The following is a 19,407-nucleotide window of genomic DNA, read 5'->3' as shown; positions in this document are numbered from 1 at the left end:
CGAGCAGCAGGAGCGGAAGCAATAGCGGTTTCATAACGCCTCTTTTCAGTGAAATCGGTGGCGAAAATCAATTGCAATACTTATGTGTTTACCAAGCAGCTAATTCAAGGAGTTTCGCAGCCAATGTTGATGTCCACTTATGAAGCAAGGCTTTCGGCCTTGCGCGAGCAAATGACAAAAGATGGTCTTGACGGGTTTGTCGTACCCATTTGTGACGAGCATATGAGCGAATATGTCGGTGACTATGCACAGCGTCTGGCCTGGCTAACCGGCTTTGGCGGCTCGGCAGGCTCGGCGGTCGTCCTGAAAGACAAAGCGGCGATGTTCGTTGATGGGCGCTACACTATTCAGGTACGCGATCAGGTCGATGGCAATCTTTACGAATATGTTGGCACGGCCGACAAAAGCATGATTGACTGGCTTGGCGAAAATGCACCGGAAGGCTCTAACATCGGCTATGATGCGTGGCTTCATACACAGGACTGGGCCAAATCTGCCGAAGCCAGACTTGCCAAGCGCGGTGCCCAGTTGGTGGCGGTGAAATCGAACCCCATTGACGCGGTGTGGAAAGACCAGCCGGAACCATCTTTGTTGAAACTCGATGTGCAGCCGGATGAATTTGCCGGTAAAAGCGCCAGCGAGAAACGGGCGGACATCGCGGCATGGCTGAAAGAGGAAGGGCTGGACGCGACGGTTATTGCCGCGCTCGATTCGGTGGCATGGGCCTTTAATATTCGTGGCAAGGATATTGCCAACACCCCCGTGCCGCGTGGCTATGCGATCATCAAAGCGGACGGCAGCGCGCAGTTGTTTGTCGCGCCTGAAAAGCTCACCGATGAAGTCAGGGTGCATCTGGGCAATTCGGTTGCACTGCGCGACTATAACGAGTTTCCTGCGGCTTTGACCGAATATACGGACCAGAAGATTGGCGTTGATCCGGAGCGCTCTGTAGCCGCGATATTCGACCAGCTTGAAGGAGCCGGAGCGCAGATCGTCAAAAGACGTGATCCCACGATATTGGCCAAGGCGATCAAGAATGAAACCGAGATTAGTGGCCATAAGGCAGCGCAGGCACGCGACGGAGCGGCGCTGAGTAAATTTCTTCACTGGTTTTCACAAGAAGCGCCAAAGGGCGGTCATGACGAGCTGACTGTTGCCGCAAAGCTGGCCGAGTTTCGCGGGCAATCGGACAAGTTGATGGACCTGTCATTCCGCACGATATCCGGCGCTGGTCCCAATGGCGCATTATGTCACTATAGCGTTAACGAGAAAACCAACCGCAAGATTGAAACCGGCACGCTCTACCTGGTGGATAGCGGCGGGCAATATCGCGATGGCACGACCGATGTGACCCGGACAATGGCGGTTGGCGAACCAACGGACGAGATGATCAAACGCTATACGCAGGTTCTGCAAGGCCATATCGCGCTGGCGAAGGCCGTGTTCCCCGAAGGCACGACCGGCGGGCAACTGGACATATTGGCGCGGCAATATCTTTGGGCCGATGGCGTCGATTATGCCCATGGCACTGGCCACGGTGTGGGTGCCTATCTGTCAGTGCATGAGGGACCGCAGCGGATTGCTGCCTTTGGCGGGTTTAACGAGCCGTTGGTAGCGGGCATGATTTGCTCCAACGAGCCGGGCTATTACAAGGACAATGACTTTGGCATTCGTATCGAGAACCTGATTCTGGTTGAAGAACGCGATATTGCCGGTGCTGAAAAGAACATGCTGGGCTTTGAAACACTCACATTTGCTCCGCTTGACCGGCGATTGATTGACCTTTCCGTCCTGTCGGATAATCAGCGCCAGTGGGTTGATGACTATCATGCGCATGTGCTTGATATTGTCGGCCCGCAATTGGAGGGTGAGGCGCTCGATTGGCTTAAGGAACAATGCCAGCCGTTATAGCGTCCTTGCCTAAAGAGCATGAACGCCAATAAATTCAGGATGACAACACCGAAATGACAACAGAAACCACAGACCCGCGCGCGGGTTTTCGTCTGATTACTCCGCTGCGGGTGCGCTATGCAGAGGCAGATATGCAGGGCATAGTGTTCAACGCCCATTATCTCGCCTTTGCGGATGTTGGCGTGTCCGAATATTTCCGCGAGCTGGTTGCCGCGAACGGGAAGGAATATTCATCGGACAGTTTCATGGGGCTGTTTGGCGGTGATAACTGGGTGCGACATGCCGAGGTCGATTACCGGGCCCCGGCAAAAGCGGACGACCTGCTCGACATCTGCCTGCGCATCACCAGATTTGGCCGGACGAGCTATTCCGTGCTGGTCCATATCGTTCGCGGTGACACGCTGCTCAATGTGATAAAACTTACCTATGTCTGGTTCGATCCCGCGACCGGCGAAGTGGCGCCAGTCGCGCAAGACTATATTGATGCGGTGACGGAGTTTGAGATTATCAAACCGGAACGGGCCACGGTTCCCGCATAATAGATCCGGCAAAGCGGCCCTTAGTCGGGGTCGCTGCCTTGCAGATTTCTGGACTGCGCCTTGCGCCGCCGTAAATTTGCCCGCAACTGCTCGGCAAGCCGCTCTGCTTTTTCGGCTTCCTTGCGCTGTTTTTCAGATGGTGGCTGGGGTTTGGGCATGGATGATATTTGCCAGCGTACAATCAAAAATGCAACACTACTTGACAAGCCGGTAGCCCTTTCGCATAGGCGCGGTGCTTGGGGCAGATAGCCCGGACAAAAAATCAGTGCTGCTGTAGCTCAGTGGTAGAGCGCGTCATTGGTAATGACGAGGTCGAGAGTTCAATTCTCTCTAGCAGCACCATTTTTTCAACTTAGTGCAAATCGGTATCCTGCGGGCAAGGGCGCTGCGCACTATGCTAGTGTGTCTAACTTCACTAACTTCACACCAAGGAAGCGTTATTTTCCGCCAAAGCTTCCTCAAAATGTTGGATTTTTCCAACATTAGAAACTTTCTCTGATACGGGCGCGCCTAACCCGAAAGCGAATATTCAAAACTGAGAAAGAACCTATATGGCACTATCATAATCATAGCGATGGCCATGTAGGACAGCGTTTTTGTTCATATTCGATAACGGGCATCTTGCATGACCATATATGCAAGATGCCGTTACAGTGTGTTTCGTCAAACCTTACAATTTCCAGGCAAGGCCGAAACGGAACAGGTTTTCCTTATGATTGAACCCGTCAATCGAGTCTCTGATAAGCACCTCATAATCTTGATAATCGGTAATACTATAGTCAAGGCGCAAGCGCGCATGCTTGCCTAGACCAATGTCCATTCCCGCTCCGTAACGCAGGCCGGTCTGTGTTTCTTCCGATCTTACGATCTCGACCGCGCTGCCATCCGGGATGTTGAAGCGCGTGCGGACGGCGCCGACATGACCGTATAACAACGCTGCCTCGCTGATCTGATAGCCGAGCCGCGCCCGTGCGCCGAAACTATATTCATGTTCGGCGGCGTAAACCCGGCCGGTCGGGTCGCGTTCGATATTCCAGTTTATATTGGAAATGTCGGCATCCACTTCCCCGCCGATGTAAAATCCCGAATAGACGAACCCGACACCTGCAAACAGGCCGACCGCAGGACCTTGGCTGGCGCGTTGTATGTCAATTGCCGTGCCTCCGGTGCGCGTTCCATCATTGTCGCTGGTTAGAGTTCCATGACCAAATTGGGCACCGACGTAGAAACCAGAAAAATCGGTAGGCGGCACGTCATCTTTCTCTTCGGATTTTGCACCAAAGCGGATCCCTCCGCCGACCAGAAACTGGTTTCGTGTCGTTGAAAAATTGTCAAAATTGCCATTTCCCGTGGGAATATCTGTATCGTCATAAGAGCTCACGGCATATTCCATGCGGATAAAGCCCCGGTTGCCGGCTTTGGCATCTATACCAAGGCCAATTTCCAGTCCGGTCATACGATCACTGTTCACAAAGCTGCTCGCGTCATGATTATATGTGGTGCGGAAATTGGTGCTGGTTAGGCCCGTGCGAACATAAGCGAGATTGCCCCCTTCATCAGCATAACCAAGACGTCCGGAAATGCCGAAACTGTTTTTTTGTTCCACCGAAAAAACCCGGCTGGCACTGTGCAGCCAGTCCGGTCCGTCGAGCTGTCCCTGCGCCTCTATCCCCAGATAGAGCGAGTCAATGAGCATGCCATATCCGGCAACGGCGCCATAGCTCAGCCCGGCATCGCCAAAGTCGGCGGTATTGCTGCCACCGCTCCCTCGCGGTCCGTCAAGCCCGGTGATGAGTGAACCGTGGGCCATGGTGAGTGCCACATATCCGCCGCCCGGAGCGGGCGCACCAATCGTGATAGGCGCGACAGCGTCACTGTGATGTGGTTCCAGCTGCGCCCCGATACGGAACATGAAGCGATTCTGGTCATAGTCATAACCCGCGGCGTTGGAGCTGCGCTCGGCGAAAGTGTAATCGGTACCGACGTATAGATGCTTGTTCAGATAATAGCGCGTCCACAAATTGGCGCTCAGAACAGATTCGGACCGGTCCACGCCGCGATAGTCATAATGCGATCCACGCAGGCCAAGGCCGGCAGCAAGACGGGGATGCGGATTGGCTCTGATCGAAAAATTCCCGGAAGTCAGCATATAGGACGAAGCACCGGGAAGGGTTGTTTCCTCTACGCTGCGATCCACACGGAACGAGGCGGAAAGCCCCCTCGGCCCGCTCCAATCGACCACGGCGCCGAAATCGATTGTCGAGATATCGTCAAACCGGATATCGCGGTAATCCTGTTGCAGATAACCAACAAATAGTTCGCCGGTCAGGCGGTTGCTCAATTTGTGCCGTGCGCCAACCGCAAGCGTGAAGCCGTCGGAATAGCGGGTATAGCCAAAATCATCGACGGTCTGGTCATATTCCCGCTTGTCATAGGCACCCTGGACAAAGATTTCCGATCCTGTGCCCAGAGGATATCCTATTCGCGTACCGATTTCATAATGCGTGCGGTCGCGGTCATCATTGTTGATCGTCCCGGTCAAACTATCCACGTCATCAAAATCAAAATCGTTCACGGTCCCGACCAGGCGAGCGGTTATCGGCTTCGCCTGTAGGAGCAATCCCGCAAAGCCGTAAGCACGTTCATATTGCGTGGGCTCAATCCCATTCACCGCTTCCGGTGACGCACGATTTTCATGATCCCACTGATAATCGCCGCCAGCCACCAGGGTGATGTCGGATGACAATTGGGCCCTTCCGTTCATGCCGACTTGCCAGTCGTCATAATTTTCAGTTTCATTGTCGATATAGCGGCCTATGGCTCCGGAGCCGGAAAACGTGATGCGGTTTTTTTGATCGCCCCATGAAAAGCTGGCACCGGGACGGAATGTTATCAGGATATCATCCACCTCGTCATTGCGGGTGGCATAAATATTGTCGTTATATTCAGTACCTACATCGGCGGTTACATTGAAGCTATTACTCGTTTTGGGAGCAGCCTCTAGGTCGGGCTTGGCGGGAGTCGGGGCGTCCTGTCTGGAGCTATCGGGGGTAACGATTATAGTAGAATCGGGCACCGCCTGAACCACATTTTCCTGCGCAGCCACGACTGTCGGCATTGCTGCCGCTGCCATGATAGCAAGTTTGAAACTGTGCCGACCGTTTCTGCCTAAGGCGGACAATCCCGTCACTTGACCAAATAACGGTTTCGCCTGTTTCTTGAGCACAAATATTCTCCTGTTGTGAAATTAGTCTGGCCGCTGACGCTGAAATGTCTGCTCCAGATCTGCGATAAGGTTAGGGGGGCATCAGGCTTTGCGTTCGCCCGCTGGCGCTGCTCTGCGATACATGACGATTCCGGTGCGGGCTTCAAACAGCTCTGTGCCCCGCTGCCAGGAAAAGGCATGACCTTTGATGTCGGATTGATAGGGCGCTGCGCTCATACAGCCTCTCACCCAGCTGATCGCTGCAGCGGCGGCCATAATCTAGTCCAAGATTAGTCCTGAACATCATGTCGCAATACCCCCATCGGAAAATAGCCCATCGGAAAATAGAATGTGTCGGCGGTCCGACCGCCGACACAAGTTTCGTTAGTTCACTTCATCCGCGGGAACTTCATATTCATGGATGAAGTTTATGATTGCACGGGAATCTTCGGCAGCCTGGGCAAAGGCGGAGAAAGACCCCGAGCCGCTGTAATCGACGTTGTCAAAGATGGTTTCCATGACATTCACCTCTGTCGGAACCCAGCTGTTATCCGGTTGCTGGATCAAAACCGTGACCGTCCTGTCTGCGTAAACGTCCGACCGGTCATAGCTGAAATTGCTATAGTCGATGTTGGAGTAGGTCACGTTACCCTGCTGCACCGTGTTGAGACCAAGAAAACTGTTGATATAGGCCACTTCGTCATTTGTGAGAGCGCTTGCCTTGTCGGAGGCGCCAGCAAGGAACGAAACGGCTGACGAGAGATCATCGGCAGTTAAGACACCATCAATCAAATGGTCAAATTGCGTGCCGGGTAGATCGGTAACGCCCGGTATTGTTCCGGTGGTCATCAATGCCACATAGATCGCAAGATTTTCCAGCGGTGAATCGATCGTCTTGGTTACGCCGTCAACAGTAAGCATCAAACGACCAGCTGCATCCAGCGTGACTTCTGACGCACTATTCAGCATGGTCACGACTTCCTCTGCCCGCCGGTCAAGAACGGAAGCGGGTGCACGGCCAACATTCAGACGGCCAAGCTCGACTTCTTGAGCAAGTGACGGATCGACCGGTGCGCCTTCTGCATCAAGCGGGAGGGGGTTGCCATTCGCATCAACGGGCTGGACAAAGCCTTCCGGTGTCAGGATCGGAACGCCATTTGCATCCCGCAGGATGACGTAAAGATCGCCGTACAAGTCGCCTTTTTTACTACCAGAAGTATCAGGTTGGCCGCCATGTTCATTCTTGCCACCTTTTACACCAGCCCAATCCGGGCGATCTGAATCCTCGGCGTCATCATGGCCGGAAATATCACGGAAAATATCTTCCATGCTTCCCTTGCCCTGACCTTGGCCCGATGTGGTGCCGGGTTCACGGCCCTTGCCTTTTTGGCCCTGGGATCCCGATGATCCTTGATGCGAGTCAGAATCATGAGAATCACTGTCATGCGATGAACTACCGCTGCCGCCACCGCCTGTATGCTGCACTTCGGAAAATTCTTCCGCAGAGCTGCTCGCCAGTGCTGGAATGCTCATACCTGATAGGATGAGTGCAACCGCAGCTGAAGTGGATTGCAGGATTGCCTTGGAATATTTTTTGTCAATTGTCATAAAGAAGCCCTTCGTAAATACAAAAAACCTGATCAGACTCGAACGACGTCGATTAAGAATCCCCAATTCAGGTCACAGGTTGCGTTCCTCTATTACTGAAACTTATTGTTGTGACTCATACGGAAATTTACGTAGTATATTCTGACGTAGCTTCAAATCAGAAAATGTGAAGTTTCAATGACAGTTAGCGCTGTATTTGTGGTGGAAACAGCACACTCTCTGATGGTCAGCCGATCAATCCGTCAACGCCAGGGAAGAGCTTGATCTGGCCGAACTCACAGATTTTCGTGATGATTTAACCGGGGGACACGGCGGCGGACTCGCGCGCTGCATTTTCTCCCGCGACCCGGCCGAAATATGAAGCTGGCCCCAGCATCAGGCCGCTGGCGTAGCCACGACCATCCTGCGAGATGGTGGAAGCGCATGCGCCCGCGGCGAACAGGCCGGGTATCGCGTTGCCATTGGAATCGAGCACTTCTGTATCGGCAGAGATCGTCAAACCGCCCAGAGTGATATAGTAATAACAGGAATTGCTGTAAGATAGCTCGAAAGCGGCATAAGGCCCCTTGTCGAGCGGTTGCAGCCATTCCTTGTCCTTGTGGAATAGCGCATCTTCCCCGCGCGCGGCGCCTTCATTATATTCTGCCATGGTGCGCTGGAGCGAGCCTTGGGGCATGTTGAGCCCCGCTTCCATTTCTGCGACCGTCTCCCAGCCATCGATGAGGCGGTGATTGGCGTGGGCAACCTCGGGATAGGCGAAGATTGCTGAATCCATCACCAGATAGGCCACAGTCTCCGGTTGCTCCATAATCGCCTGCGCGGAGCGCCCGTGATAACTGTCCTCGGCGACAAACCGCTCGCCTTTGTTGTTGACCAGAATCGCCTTGATCAATTGTTCGGGCGGATAAAAGCTGGCCGTGGCAATGATCCCGTCCATCGAACGCAGTTTGCCGCCGACCGCCTGACCAAGGCGAATGGCGTCGCCGTCATTGTTCGGAATGCCCAGCGGCTCGCAGCTGTCAGGAAATTGCGGGGAATAATGGCTGACCATCTCGCGGTTCAACCCGAACGCCCCGGCGGCCAGCACCACACCATTTTTGGCGCGAAAATATTTCTGCCCGTCACTCTGCTTCGCGCGGACGCCGACAATACGGCCAGCGTCATCGCGGATGAACGCATTGACGCGGCTGTCCACTTCCACGCGCACGCCTTCGCGTTCGCAGGCAGTGGTCAAGGCGTCCATGGCCAGAGCGCCGCCGCCGTCACCTTCTTTGGCGACCTTGTGCCCGCGCGGGACGGGCTTTGCGACCTGCTTAAAGGGCCATAGTTTCTCGTTACCGGTGGAGGCCAGGCAGTCATCGGTCGGCGCGATGACCGACTTGCCCTTGTAATGCCCGCGATTGAAAGGCACGCCCTGTGCCTCAAGCCAGTCGAACTGCTCGGCAGAATGGTCGCAATAGCGCCGCACCAGCTTCGCGTCGGGCGCTCCGGTACTGGCCATCAGGTAGTCGTACATATTGTCCGCGCTATCCTCGTAACCCGCCGCGCGCTGGACGTCTGTGCCACCGCCAAAATAGAAAATGCCTGCAGACAGCGCGCTGGCTCCGCCGCCGCCAGAGGCACGCTCGATCACCAGCACATCTGCACCGGCCCGGCGCGCTTCCAGCGCCGCACAGGCCCCGGCAATGCCATAGCCGATCACAACCACGTCAGCGGTATCGTCCCATTGCTTGATATCCGAAGCAGAAAGCAGTTCGGCGGGTTCATTCACATTGGTCATGGCTATCACTCCGTTTCAGGTTGTAACAGGGCGCGGTAACACAGAGGCCCTTATGGCCCCGGCACAAGCACGAATGTGCTTCACCGTTTCGGATTTCATCCGCGTTACTCATCCTCTCTTTCTCTTTATTATGTTCAATTTAGTACAGGGCATGGAGGCCGAGTCAATTTTATTAATAACTTTGATATAATTAAAAATGATAGGCCTGCTCGCGCATGGATCGCTGCTGGGACGGGTGTATAATCATCTGGTGAGAGCGTGATAAAAGCCTGAATCAGCAGGGGCCTGACAGGTATATTGTAATATTGTGCCTGCCGGGCAAATAATCAGCCGAATTCGCTTTCCAATACGCGGCCCTGCCGTTCCACAGGCCAGTTATCAGGGTCGTGAATTGCCTGGATAGCTATGCCGACAATTACGGCAAATATCCTTCGCTCCTCAATGTCCTTTTCCTCATCGGTCATTGGCCGTGAACGGGAATCGCGTTCCAGCAATCCGCGTATCCTCTGCAGAGTGTCCTGGGTCTTCGTTACCTGTTGCTGCCGAAATTCCGTATCGGTCAGCGTCATGTTCCAGAATGCGATCCAGACCTTCCAGTTGTCACGGCTTTCAGCATCTGTGGGCAGCAATGTTTGCAAGCAGGCTGTGGTTGATAACCCGGACTCGACGGCCTGCGTGAACCGGCGCTGTGTGATTTCCAGAGTGTTCAGAAAAATGAACAGCATGAGTTCCCGTTTATCGCGGAAATAATGTGAGATTATGGCTGTGCTGAGATTCGCAGCCTCTGCAATTCGCCGTATGGTGAATTTTTCCAGCCCGTGTTTCAGCAATACATTTCTGGCAATCCCGACGACCTGTTTGCGGCGTTCATCATGATCTACAATACGTGGCAAAATCACTACCCATCAGTTTCGGACGACCCGGGGTCTAACCGAGTGGTAAGATAGTGACAATCGCGCAAATTTCATGAAGGTGCTCAGATTGATCTGCCGATATCGGCGCCGCCGTGTATCGCGCTCATCAGGTCGTTCCGGCCCAGTGCATCGCCAATCAGATGGACTGTTTTGCCCATCGACCGGACGGTATCAACAAGTTCGCGATTGGGCTGCTTGAAACCCACCATCACGACATTGGCCGCTTCCAGCGTCCTTTCGCGGGACGTATATGGCACCCCGATATGGACCATATCCTGTTCGATGCTGCGAAGGCAATGTCCGCCAATAAAATCAAAGTTCCCCGCCATCAGTCTTTCGCGCGCCGCTCCAACCGTGACAGGCGGGAACGGGATTTCCTCTCCCATCTTCTCGAAGCGCGACACCATCGTCACTTTGAGACCAGCGGCCAGCAGGACATCAGCGACCGAGATCGCCTCGAAAGTTCCTGTATCGTCGAAGATTACGGCGTGGCCGGAAAAGCTGGAAACGATATTCTTCGAAAAGACATCCCAGCTCGAATGAACGTGAGGCAAGTGACATCCGGGAACGGGATCGACAGGATATGACACCTGAAACCCGTCCGTGCGCGGTGTGCTTCCTGTTGCCAGAATGATTTCATCGGGATTGATTTCAGCGATCATGTCATCATCAACCAGCGAATTAATGGAAATCTCGACATCAAGGATATCCAGTTCGCTGACCAGATAGTCCACTATCATCCCGAGGTCGGCCCGGTGCGGTGCTTGCCGCGCATAGACCAGTTGCCCGCCCAGCGATTTCGTGGCTTCATGCAGGATGACTTTGTGGCCGCGCAAGGCCGCTGTCCGTGCGGCTTCCAATCCAGCCGGACCGCCACCGATGACAAGTATTTTCTTTGGCTCTATTGCTTGATTGTCAGGCTCAAACGAGTGCGAAGATTCTAGCGCCGCCGTCCGGTTCACCACGCAACTGAGAACGCCGCGGCTCATCATCTGTCCCACACAGCCCATGTTTGTTCCGATACATGGGCGGATACGCGACTCCTCGAGACGCCGGGCCTTGTTGACCAGCTCGGGATCGGCGATCAAAGCGCGGACCATGGATACAAGATCCGCCTCGCCTTCGCGAACAATGGCGCTCGCATGGTCGAGCGTCATGATCCTTCCGACGACCATCCTGGGTTTGCTGATGACCGAAGTGATAGGCTTGTTGGACGGCATTTCCGCGCCCAGCGGATCATCAGCCGGTGCGATCAATTTATGGAATCGCCAATAGCTGCTCATGTGGAGCGATATATAGTCGACCTCATCTTCAACTGCCTTGGAGATCTCCGCGTTGCGTTCGGGCGTCAGGCCGCCTGGGGTATAATCCTCGTTCGGCAGCCGCACCCCGACCGCGATATCATGGCCGATCTCGGCGCGGATAGCGGCGATTATTTCCCTTAGGAAACGCAGTCTGTTTTCAAATGAGCCCCCATATTCGTCTGTTCTGTGGTTGAGGGCGGGTGAAAGAAATTCGTGAATCAGATAACCGGAGGAAGCATGGATATCTATGCCATCAAGCCCGCCATCCCGAACCCGGCGGGCTGCAAGCGCGAAAGCATGAACCATTGCCTGAATCTCGCCGCGCGTCATCTGCATGGGAGAGACATTGTAAAGCGGATTGGGAATCTCTCCCACGCTTAGCGGCGCTTCCAGAGACGGCAGGTAGTTCGGTGACATGCTGGCACCGGGGTTATAGATCTGCTGAAAAAGCTTCATCCCGTAGGGCCGCATTCTGGAAGATATTTCTTCGTAAAATGGCAGGACAGCATCCGACCCCAGCGGAACGAGGGCTCCTTCGGGGGCGAGCACGTTGGCCGCTTCCAGCGTGGACATTCCGACACCGCCGCGCGCCCGCGCCTCGTGATAGGCTATCAGTCGTTCTCCCGAAAGCAATGTCGAGTGGGCAGCCCTGACGATGCGGTTGGGTATCGTGACTGGTCCGACAGCAAGCGGCTCGAACAGATTATCGTATAATGCCATGTTATTCTCCTGAATGTCCTGCTGCAAACAGGTAGCCCATTATCGGTTGAGCGGATTATGGAATGTCCGGAGCCGCCGCCATCAGGTCGGCAAGGGGCCGCTCCTCATCCGTGCTCACACAATGTTCCACCCAGCGATGGAAATGCTGCAATCCGCCTTCGTTTCGCCCGAACTGTACAAATTTCTGAATACCGGATGACAGGATATGCTGCTGGTCCTGCGACATCGGCAAATCCTCGTCTCTAACCACATGCGCGATGAACGACGTTAACTCGGCCGCAGTGGCCTGTTCTTCCTCATTCTGCGCCTTTTTGTGAAGATATGTCTGGACCGTAACGGATTCGCCAACGGTGTTTCCCGGAATAACCTGCGAAATAATCACGCCCCGGCCACCCTGGAAGAAACTGTTGATCGAAACATTGGGGAAGAGAATCCATTCCCCCGAAAACAGAGGCTCCGTCGGCCAGGCTTCGCGAGGCAGGCCCTCCAGAAGAGAGACGCTGTCAAAGCCCGTACGCTCAGCCCGCTTGCCGATATGGCGCAGGCGAAAATGAGGTCCATGATATTGGTAATGGGCAGCATTTCCGGTATCCGGACCGAAAGTCTCCCGATGCAATACGGGGAGATGGTAGAATTCCAGATGCGCATCGAAGGCCAGTTTCCAGTTGGTGCCTTCCAGAGTGGTGCGTTTACCAAAATGCCAGTTTTCAAAGCCGAAGCCACCAAGCATCTCTGCAAATTCGCCCAGAAATGCAGTAAAATCGGCAGGTGCATCGGGGTCCAATATGGCCCAGATCAGGCCTGATTGCTCATGCACCGGAAAACGGATCAGGCCGTAATCGTCTGGATCAATGTCTCCGAAAGTCTCGCGGGAGGCGATCCCGACAAGATTGCCTTCACGCCCGAAAGACCAGCCATGATAGGGGCAGGTGAAACGTGCAGCCTTACCACAGCCTTTTGCGACAGGACTGGCGCGATGCGTGCAACTGTTTAGGAATGCGCGTGCCACTCCGTCTTTGCCGCGCACCAGCAAGACCGGGACGCCTGCAATATCCATTGTCTTGTAGGCTCCAGGCTCATTCAACTCGCAACTTGCCGCGAGCATGAGGGGGACCCGTTTGAAAATCCGATTCTTTTCGGAGGAAAACTGCGCCTCGTCCGTATATTGACGAGCGTCCAGCCTTGCCACTTGCCGCGCCTGCTGAACGGTGCCCGTATCCTGAAGGGCAAGCATCTCTTCGGTATCGGCATAGAGCTGTCGCTTCGCTTCCGCTTTCATCAGCGTTAATCCTCTCTCTGTCTTATTACGGTCAATTTAATACAGGGGGCATAAGGCGAGTCAACGTTAAATATAACATTGATATAAATAAAATAGATAGGCCTGAGGCGGCAGTTAACCGTCCGGGATCGGGTTCATAATAGAGGGGTTTAAACGAGGCCAGGCTGTCTGATATTGACTGACCCGCAGACATTTACCTCATTGTTCGACGGGTAACGCGCAGTTCTTCTTCGGGAACATTTCCTTTACATTGCCTTGCTTTGCGATAGTTAAAAGGCACGGGTCGCAATGAAAATTTGTGAAGGGGTATAATTTAATGAGTGATCAACAGGCCGGAAAAGCGCTATTGGGGCGCACCAAGGCAATTCTTTTGAAGCCTCGTGAAGAGTGGCCGGTTATCGAAGCTGAACCAACCAGCATAGCCGGTGTCTACAAGTCCCATGTCCTTCCCTTGGCAGCAATTGGACCCGTTGCCACATTCTTGCACGCTGTCATTTTTGGTAACAGCTTTTTGGGGGTGACATATCGCCCGTCGTTTCTTTCCGCACTGTCAACTGCGGTTGTCAGCTATATAGTCACGCTGGTTGCTGTGTTTCTGTTGGCACTGGTGATCGATTTTCTGGCGCCGAAATTTGAAGGCACTTCCAACCGGACCAATGCGTTCAAACTGGCGGCCTATAGCGCCACTGCCGGTTGGGTAGCGGCGATATTCCAGCTAATTCCGGGGCTTGGCATGCTGGCCATTCTCGGACTGTACGGGCTTTACCTGCTTTATCTAGGTATCCCGGTCATGATGAAATCGCCAGAGGACAAGTCACTTGTTTACACGGTGGTTATCGTTGCCATCGGGGTAGTCGCAGGGCTTATTTTCAGCGCGGTTCTGGCTCCGCTGATGATGCTGGGCAGCAGCACGCCTTCGTTCAGTGATTCTAGCGGGTCAGGTGGTCTGCCGGGCAGCCTGTCGGGTGATCTGAGCATCCCCGGTGTCGGTTCGATCGACATGGGCAAGCTGGAAGAGGCTGGCCAGAAAATGGCGGCGGCGAGCGAGAAGGCGAAAAGCGGCGAAGCCACGGCTATTGCACCGAAGGAGCTTGCAGAATTGCTTCCCGCTTCCCTGCCTGGTGGCCTTGCGCAGTCCAACCTGAAATCCAGTGGAACATCAGTTGGCGGCATGGCAACGGCAAAGGCATCGGCGCAATATGGTGAAGGCGCCCAATCCGTGAAACTGTCTATTACCGACTTGGGCGCAGTGGGCGGCCTTGCGACATTGGGTGGTGCCATGAACATAGAATCGGAAAGCCAGGACGGAAGCGTTACCGAAAAGATGGGGAAAATTGATGGCCGCATGACCTCGATCCGCTTTGACAGCGAACGCCAGGACGGAAGCTATAGCGTGGTCATTGGCGATCGCTTCAATGTCGAAGCCGACGGCAGCGCTGCTTCGATCGAAGCCTTGCGCGCACTGGTCAACCGGGTTGATCTTGCGAAACTGGAAGCCCTTAGCAAATAAGGACGGGGCATCACGGTTCCGGCCTCAGCCCTGTTACCGTTGCCCTGTTACCGTTAGCCCTGAGCTTGTCGAGCGTGCCGTAATTGTCAGGCGCGGCCCTGGTCGGCGTCCGGCCCGATGGGCTCAGGACTAACGGAAATCCACATATTACCGGCTAATCTCGATCGTTTTCACGCGGGCTTTCGAGCCGTGGACGATCGTGAGAGCCGATTTGGGTACTCCCAATGCCTTTGACAGCAATTTCAACACAGCCCCGTTGGCTTTGCCATCTTCGGGTGTTGCCGTCACGCGAACTTGCAATTGGGCAGCTTCCGGAGCTTCGGCGGGCATCAATATGGTATTCTCGCCAGCATTGGGCGTGACCTTGACTGCGATTCTGCCCTTTTCATCTGCCATTGCAAAAATGGTTTCCGGTGGTGGTAGCTTTGTCTTTTTCGCCATTTCAGCGCTTTGCCTGTTCTGTAATCCGTTTTGGGCCTGTTCTGTAAGCCCTTTTGGCGATTATGCCTGTCAAATGAGGAAGATACCACCCGTTAAGGCTAACGGAAGATGAGATCCCTCCAGCCCACGTATCTCTTGACATATTTCCGCACGCCGCTAAACGACCCTCACAAATTGTGATGTTTCGATATCGCAATTTCCGTCCGAGACAGCAGGTGAGGGTGATTTGACCCTCTTAATTTCCAGCCTAGACGGGGATCAGTTTTTAATGGGCCATGTTTGTATAGGCCCATCGGTACGCGGATCATGTTCCTTGTAACATGGTTATAGCGGCAAAAACCCCCCTTCGGATTATACGGTTGGACTTTTGTCTGACCTTTCGCTCGTCATGCTGGCTGGTTCAGCGTGGCGGAATGTAAGTAATGGGTTCTGGTTTCGGCCAAAGCCCACGTGAAGGAGCAAAATATGGATCGTGGTCAAAAGACCGAAGCCGTTGCTGCGCTGAACGCGACTTTCAAGCAGGCCGGGGTTGTTGTGGTGACACGCAATCTGGGTCTTAGCGTTGCCCAGTCTACTGAGCTGCGCGGAAAGATGCGTGCGGCTGGTGCAAGCTTCAAAGTCTCTAAAAACCGCCTTGCCAAACTCGCTCTGGAAGGAACCGACTATGCCCCGATAGCTGATTTGCTGTCTGGTCCTGTCGCTCTTGCCACATCGGATGATCCGGTGGCGGCTGCAAAAATTGCAGTCGAATTTGCAAAAACCAACGAAAATCTTGAAATTGTTGGCGGCGCAATGGGTGATACCCTTCTGGACGAAGCTGGCATTAAGTCCCTGGCCTCCATGCCTTCGCTTGACGAACTTCGCGGTACGATTGTTGGCCTGCTTCAGGCACCAGCAACCAAAATCGCGCGCGTTCTTGTCGAGCCGGCCGGAAGCCTTGCACGTGTAGTCGGCGCCTATGCCGCTACGGGTGAGTGATTTACACGTAATTAAATTAATTAGAAATTTGGAGTAATTAAAATGGCTGATATTGCTAAATTGGTTGAAGAACTGTCGAAACTGACCGTGATGGAAGCGGCTGAACTGTCCAAAGCTCTTGAAGAAGAGTGGGGCGTATCTGCTGCGGCTGCTGTTGCAGTTGCTGGTCCTGCTGCTGCAGGCGCCGGTGAAGCTGCTGAAGAGCAGACCGAATTTGACGTGATCCTGACCGGCGACGGCGGCAAGAAAATCCAGGTGATCAAAGAAGTCCGTGCCATCACACAGCTTGGCCTGACCGATGCGAAAGCCCTCGTCGAAGGCGCACCTAAAGCGATTAAAGAAGGCGTAGCCAAAGCTGAAGCTGAAGAAATCAAAGCGAAGATTGAAGCAGCCGGCGGTACCGTCGAACTGAAGTAAACAGCATATCGCCATGCTGGACCCGGTTCAGCGGCGACAATGTTTGAAAGAATGAGGGGCGGTTTCCGGTTGGAGGCCGCCCTTTTTCTGTGCCGGAAATTCTATCCCGGGTGATTCGCCCGCCCGGGTTAATATCGGGCAGATATTCCCATGTCCTTATGGCGCTGGGCTTTGCTGAAATCCGCCAAAAATCTAGCGATCTTTGTCCATTAACCTGTTTCAAATAAAATATACTTACAACGATGTACAGGATGAGGGAATACATGGGACGCATAATAAAATGGGCGAGACAATAACGCTCCAGCGCCTGCTGGAAATGCAGAAAAAGGTGTGGAACTTCAAAATTAACGGCGACCCCGAGTTAACAGACTTGGTCGCGCGGGAACAATTGAAGTCTATTGGTCAATTATCCCGTATCGGGTCTTTGGCAGTGTTGCCGCTTACATTGTATATAATGGTCAAGCTGGTCCTCTATGCTGACCCTGTTTTTATCGCGGTGGGATCTTTCTATAGCGCCATCTCGCTGTTCGTGATGCTCCGCAACTTCCGGCGTCAGGCCAGAATCGATGCCGATCTTTTAAATGTTAGTAAGTCGATCAAGGCCATTCATTCAGAAAGTATTCTGGCCGCACTCGGCTTTAGCTGCATCACCGCGATCCCGCTGGCATTCGGGCAACTTCCCTATACTATGGACATGGCGCTGATTGCGCTTGGCAGCCTGATCCTTGGCGGATTTATCTTTGGCAGCGTGCCGCGTGCCCAGACCTATAATCTGACGATAACCACGGTGGTTTATTCCATCGCTTTTCTGGTCGCCGCAAAGTCGGCTGCGATCACCACCGTTGCCTTGCTGATGGTTTTTGCGCTCAGCATCGACTATATTTACCGGCTATTCTTCTTTAACTTTGTCCAGCGTCATGTGCATGGAGCTAAGCTGAAAACTGCCGCAGAAACAGTGCGGTTGTTGCTGCATGATTATTCCGAGCAAAGCTCTGACTGGTTGTGGGAAGTGGATGAGAATCACCTGATCGTGAATCCGTCTGCCCGCTTTGCAACGGCGGTGAATATGCAAATCCGTGACCTGCGCGACCTTCCGCTGGTCAGCCTTTTCGAGGAATCGACCGAGCGTAACCAGCTTGAACAATGTCTGTCGTCCGGGAAAACCTTTCGTGATATTCACGTTCCTATCAAACTGAACGGAGAGCGTTGCTGGTGGAAGCTGTCTGGCCGTCATCTCAAGGCTGGCAAGGGACAGAGCGATCATATTCGCGGTGTTGCTGCCGATATTACCAGCGCCAAGCTGGCGGAAGAACGGGTCGCGCATCTTGCCCATTTCGACAGTCTGACCGACCTTCCCAACCGGGTATTGTTCAAACAGTCGTTGCAACGGTCCATTGGCCGTATGAAACCGGACCAGAAACTTGCGGTCCTGTATCTTGATCTCGACCATTTCAAGACCATCAACGACACATTGGGCCACGGCGCAGGGGACCTTGTGCTGAAAGCCGTTGCCAACCGCCTGGAAAAGAATATCGGCATGGAAGACCTTGTCGCGCGGCTGAGCGGGGACGAATTTGCGATTTCTTTCCGCAATATCGATTCCGAAGAGGCTGTGCAGCGAAGGGCGGGGGAGCTGATCGACAAATTGTCCGAGCCGGTCATGGTGGAAGGCCAGGCCGTCGGAATCGGGGTGAGCGTAGGCATTGCCATCGCCCGCGATCATGGCAATGATTCCGAAGAGCTTTTGAAACATGCCGACATCGCGCTGTATAATGCCAAGGAAAATGGCCGCGGCTGTGCATCCATGTTCCACCAGTCCATGCATGAAGCGGTTCAGGACAGGCGTAATATCGAGCTGGATTTGCGCGCAGCGTTGAAACGCAATGAACTGGAGCTTTTTTACCAACCCCTCGTCAATATCGAAAGCAACGAGACGATAGGCTATGAAGCGTTACTGCGCTGGCACCATAGTGAAAGAGGGCTGATCATGCCCGATATATTCATTCCCGTGGCAGAGGATACCGGACTGATCGTTCAGCTGGGCGAGTGGGTTTTGCGCTCCGCCTTGTACGAGGTCGCCAACTGGCCCGAACATCTTAGCGTCGCTGTCAACCTGTCACCGGCCCAGATGCGAAGCCCCAATCTGATGCCGACCATCGTCAATGCCTTGGCCGCGACGGGTGTTGCTCCGCATCGGCTGGAACTGGAGATCACCGAATCCGTCCTGATGAATGACAACCAGTCGAACGTGGAACTGCTCCACAAAATCCGCTCCCTTGGCGTGCGGATAGCCCTGGACGATTTCGGCACGGGTTATAGCTCGCTGAACTATCTGCGCAGCTTTCCGTTCGATAAAATCAAAATCGACCGCTGTTTTGTTGAAGAGGTGGACAGCCGTGAAGATTGCCGGGCGATTATCCGTGCAGTCACCGGTCTGGCAACCAGCCTTGGCATGGTCACAACAGCCGAAGGCGTGGAACGCAGCGACCAGCTTAACCAGTTGAAAGAAGAGGGCTGCATCCAGGTGCAGGGCTATCTGTTCAGCAAAGCGGTTCCGGCTTCCGATGTCGTGGACCGGGCGGAAACGGACGTGACCAGGAAAGGCAAGCTGCGCGAGATTGGCGAACAGATGGCCGGGCACGGGAAAACTGCGCCGCTCAGAAAAGCAGGCTGAAACACCAGTCATTGGTTTAATGCTGGCTAAGGCGCCAGTGCTGGGCCAATGACTGTAAAAGCCGGGACCATTCACGAATGGATGGCCTGATCTGCCCACAGGTCCCTTGACCTAAATCCAACAAGTT

At 54.0% G+C, this 19,407-nt stretch carries 15 protein-coding genes and 1 tRNA gene; 7 read left to right on the top strand and 9 right to left on the bottom strand.

All coding sequences use genetic code 11. The features are described from left to right. Positions 1-129: 129 nt before the first annotated feature. Together VIN76_RS00330 and VIN76_RS00325 are read left to right on the top strand one after the other, a co-directional pair. Complete coding sequence (locus tag VIN76_RS00330; RefSeq protein WP_332039859.1) at positions 130-1,911, top strand: aminopeptidase P family protein; 1,782 nt, start codon at positions 130-132, stop codon at positions 1,909-1,911. A 53-nt stretch (positions 1,912-1,964) separates the two neighbouring features. After that, positions 1,965-2,450 (top strand): thioesterase family protein, encoded by a 486-nt coding sequence (locus tag VIN76_RS00325; RefSeq protein WP_332039819.1) that lies wholly within the window; start codon positions 1,965-1,967, stop codon positions 2,448-2,450. Between the two features lie 20 nt (positions 2,451-2,470). On the opposite strand, the gene VIN76_RS00320 is transcribed toward VIN76_RS00325, so the two are convergent. Continuing rightward, positions 2,471-2,608, bottom strand: coding sequence for a hypothetical protein (locus VIN76_RS00320; protein WP_332039818.1), 138 nt, complete (start codon positions 2,606-2,608; stop codon positions 2,471-2,473). Between the two features lie 109 nt (positions 2,609-2,717). Between VIN76_RS00320 and VIN76_RS00315 the strand changes: the two genes are divergently transcribed. Further along, positions 2,718-2,792: transfer RNA gene (locus VIN76_RS00315), tRNA-Thr, on the top strand. Positions 2,793-3,120: 328 nt separating this feature from the next. Here the strand turns inward: VIN76_RS00315 and VIN76_RS00310 are convergent. The 7 genes from VIN76_RS00310 to VIN76_RS00280 form a co-directional block, all read right to left on the bottom strand. Next, positions 3,121-5,676: an outer membrane beta-barrel protein gene (locus VIN76_RS00310; RefSeq protein WP_332039817.1), complete on the bottom strand. Its 2,556-nt coding sequence runs from the start codon at positions 5,674-5,676 to the stop codon at positions 3,121-3,123. Positions 5,677-5,757: 81 nt separating this feature from the next. Beyond that, positions 5,758-5,931, bottom strand: a complete 174-nt coding sequence (locus VIN76_RS00305; RefSeq protein ID WP_332039816.1) for a hypothetical protein — start codon at positions 5,929-5,931, stop codon at positions 5,758-5,760. Positions 5,932-6,039: 108 nt separating this feature from the next. Next, the gene (locus VIN76_RS00300) at positions 6,040-7,263 is read right to left on the bottom strand and encodes a hypothetical protein (protein ID WP_332039815.1); all 1,224 of its coding nucleotides are present in this window, start codon (positions 7,261-7,263) and stop codon (positions 6,040-6,042) included. Positions 7,264-7,558: 295 nt separating this feature from the next. After that, positions 7,559-9,043: an FAD-binding protein gene (locus VIN76_RS00295; protein WP_332039814.1), complete on the bottom strand. Its 1,485-nt coding sequence runs from the start codon at positions 9,041-9,043 to the stop codon at positions 7,559-7,561. 326 nt (positions 9,044-9,369) lie between these two features. Then, on the bottom strand, positions 9,370-9,936 hold the full coding sequence (locus VIN76_RS00290; RefSeq protein WP_332039813.1) for a TetR/AcrR family transcriptional regulator: 567 nt from the start codon (positions 9,934-9,936) through the stop codon (positions 9,370-9,372). A gap of 83 nt (positions 9,937-10,019) precedes the next feature. Then, on the bottom strand, positions 10,020-11,981 hold the full coding sequence (locus tag VIN76_RS00285) for an FAD-dependent oxidoreductase (RefSeq protein WP_332039812.1): 1,962 nt from the start codon (positions 11,979-11,981) through the stop codon (positions 10,020-10,022). A gap of 55 nt (positions 11,982-12,036) precedes the next feature. Continuing rightward, on the bottom strand, positions 12,037-13,260 hold the full coding sequence (locus tag VIN76_RS00280) for an aromatic ring-hydroxylating dioxygenase subunit alpha (RefSeq protein ID WP_332039811.1): 1,224 nt from the start codon (positions 13,258-13,260) through the stop codon (positions 12,037-12,039). 316 nt (positions 13,261-13,576) lie between these two features. Between VIN76_RS00280 and VIN76_RS00275 the strand changes: the two genes are divergently transcribed. Continuing rightward, positions 13,577-14,770: a Yip1 family protein gene (locus VIN76_RS00275; protein WP_332039810.1), complete on the top strand. Its 1,194-nt coding sequence runs from the start codon at positions 13,577-13,579 to the stop codon at positions 14,768-14,770. 147 nt (positions 14,771-14,917) lie between these two features. Here the strand turns inward: VIN76_RS00275 and VIN76_RS00270 are convergent, their stop codons facing one another. Beyond that, a complete protein-coding gene (locus VIN76_RS00270) occupies positions 14,918-15,211 on the bottom strand; it encodes a DUF167 domain-containing protein (RefSeq protein ID WP_332039809.1) in 294 nt (97 codons plus the stop codon). 465 nt (positions 15,212-15,676) lie between these two features. Between VIN76_RS00270 and rplJ the strand changes: the two genes are divergently transcribed. The 3 genes from rplJ (at position 15,677) to VIN76_RS00255 (ending at position 19,280) form a co-directional block, all read left to right on the top strand. Continuing rightward, a complete protein-coding gene (gene rplJ, locus VIN76_RS00265) occupies positions 15,677-16,189 on the top strand; it encodes a 50S ribosomal protein L10 (protein WP_332039808.1) in 513 nt (170 codons plus the stop codon). 42 nt (positions 16,190-16,231) lie between these two features. After that, entirely contained in the window at positions 16,232-16,606 is a 375-nt protein-coding gene (rplL, locus tag VIN76_RS00260) for a 50S ribosomal protein L7/L12 (RefSeq protein ID WP_332039807.1), read from the top strand. A 280-nt stretch (positions 16,607-16,886) separates the two neighbouring features. Further along, positions 16,887-19,280: a putative bifunctional diguanylate cyclase/phosphodiesterase gene (locus VIN76_RS00255; RefSeq protein ID WP_332039806.1), complete on the top strand. Its 2,394-nt coding sequence runs from the start codon at positions 16,887-16,889 to the stop codon at positions 19,278-19,280. Positions 19,281-19,407: the final 127 nt, after the last annotated feature.

It is taken from the genome of Parasphingorhabdus sp. (assembly GCF_036568145.1).
Taxonomy (GTDB): Bacteria; Pseudomonadota; Alphaproteobacteria; order Sphingomonadales; family Sphingomonadaceae; genus Parasphingorhabdus.
The sequence above is the reverse complement of the archived record's forward strand: the minus strand, read 5'-3'. Positions and strand labels throughout refer to the sequence as shown.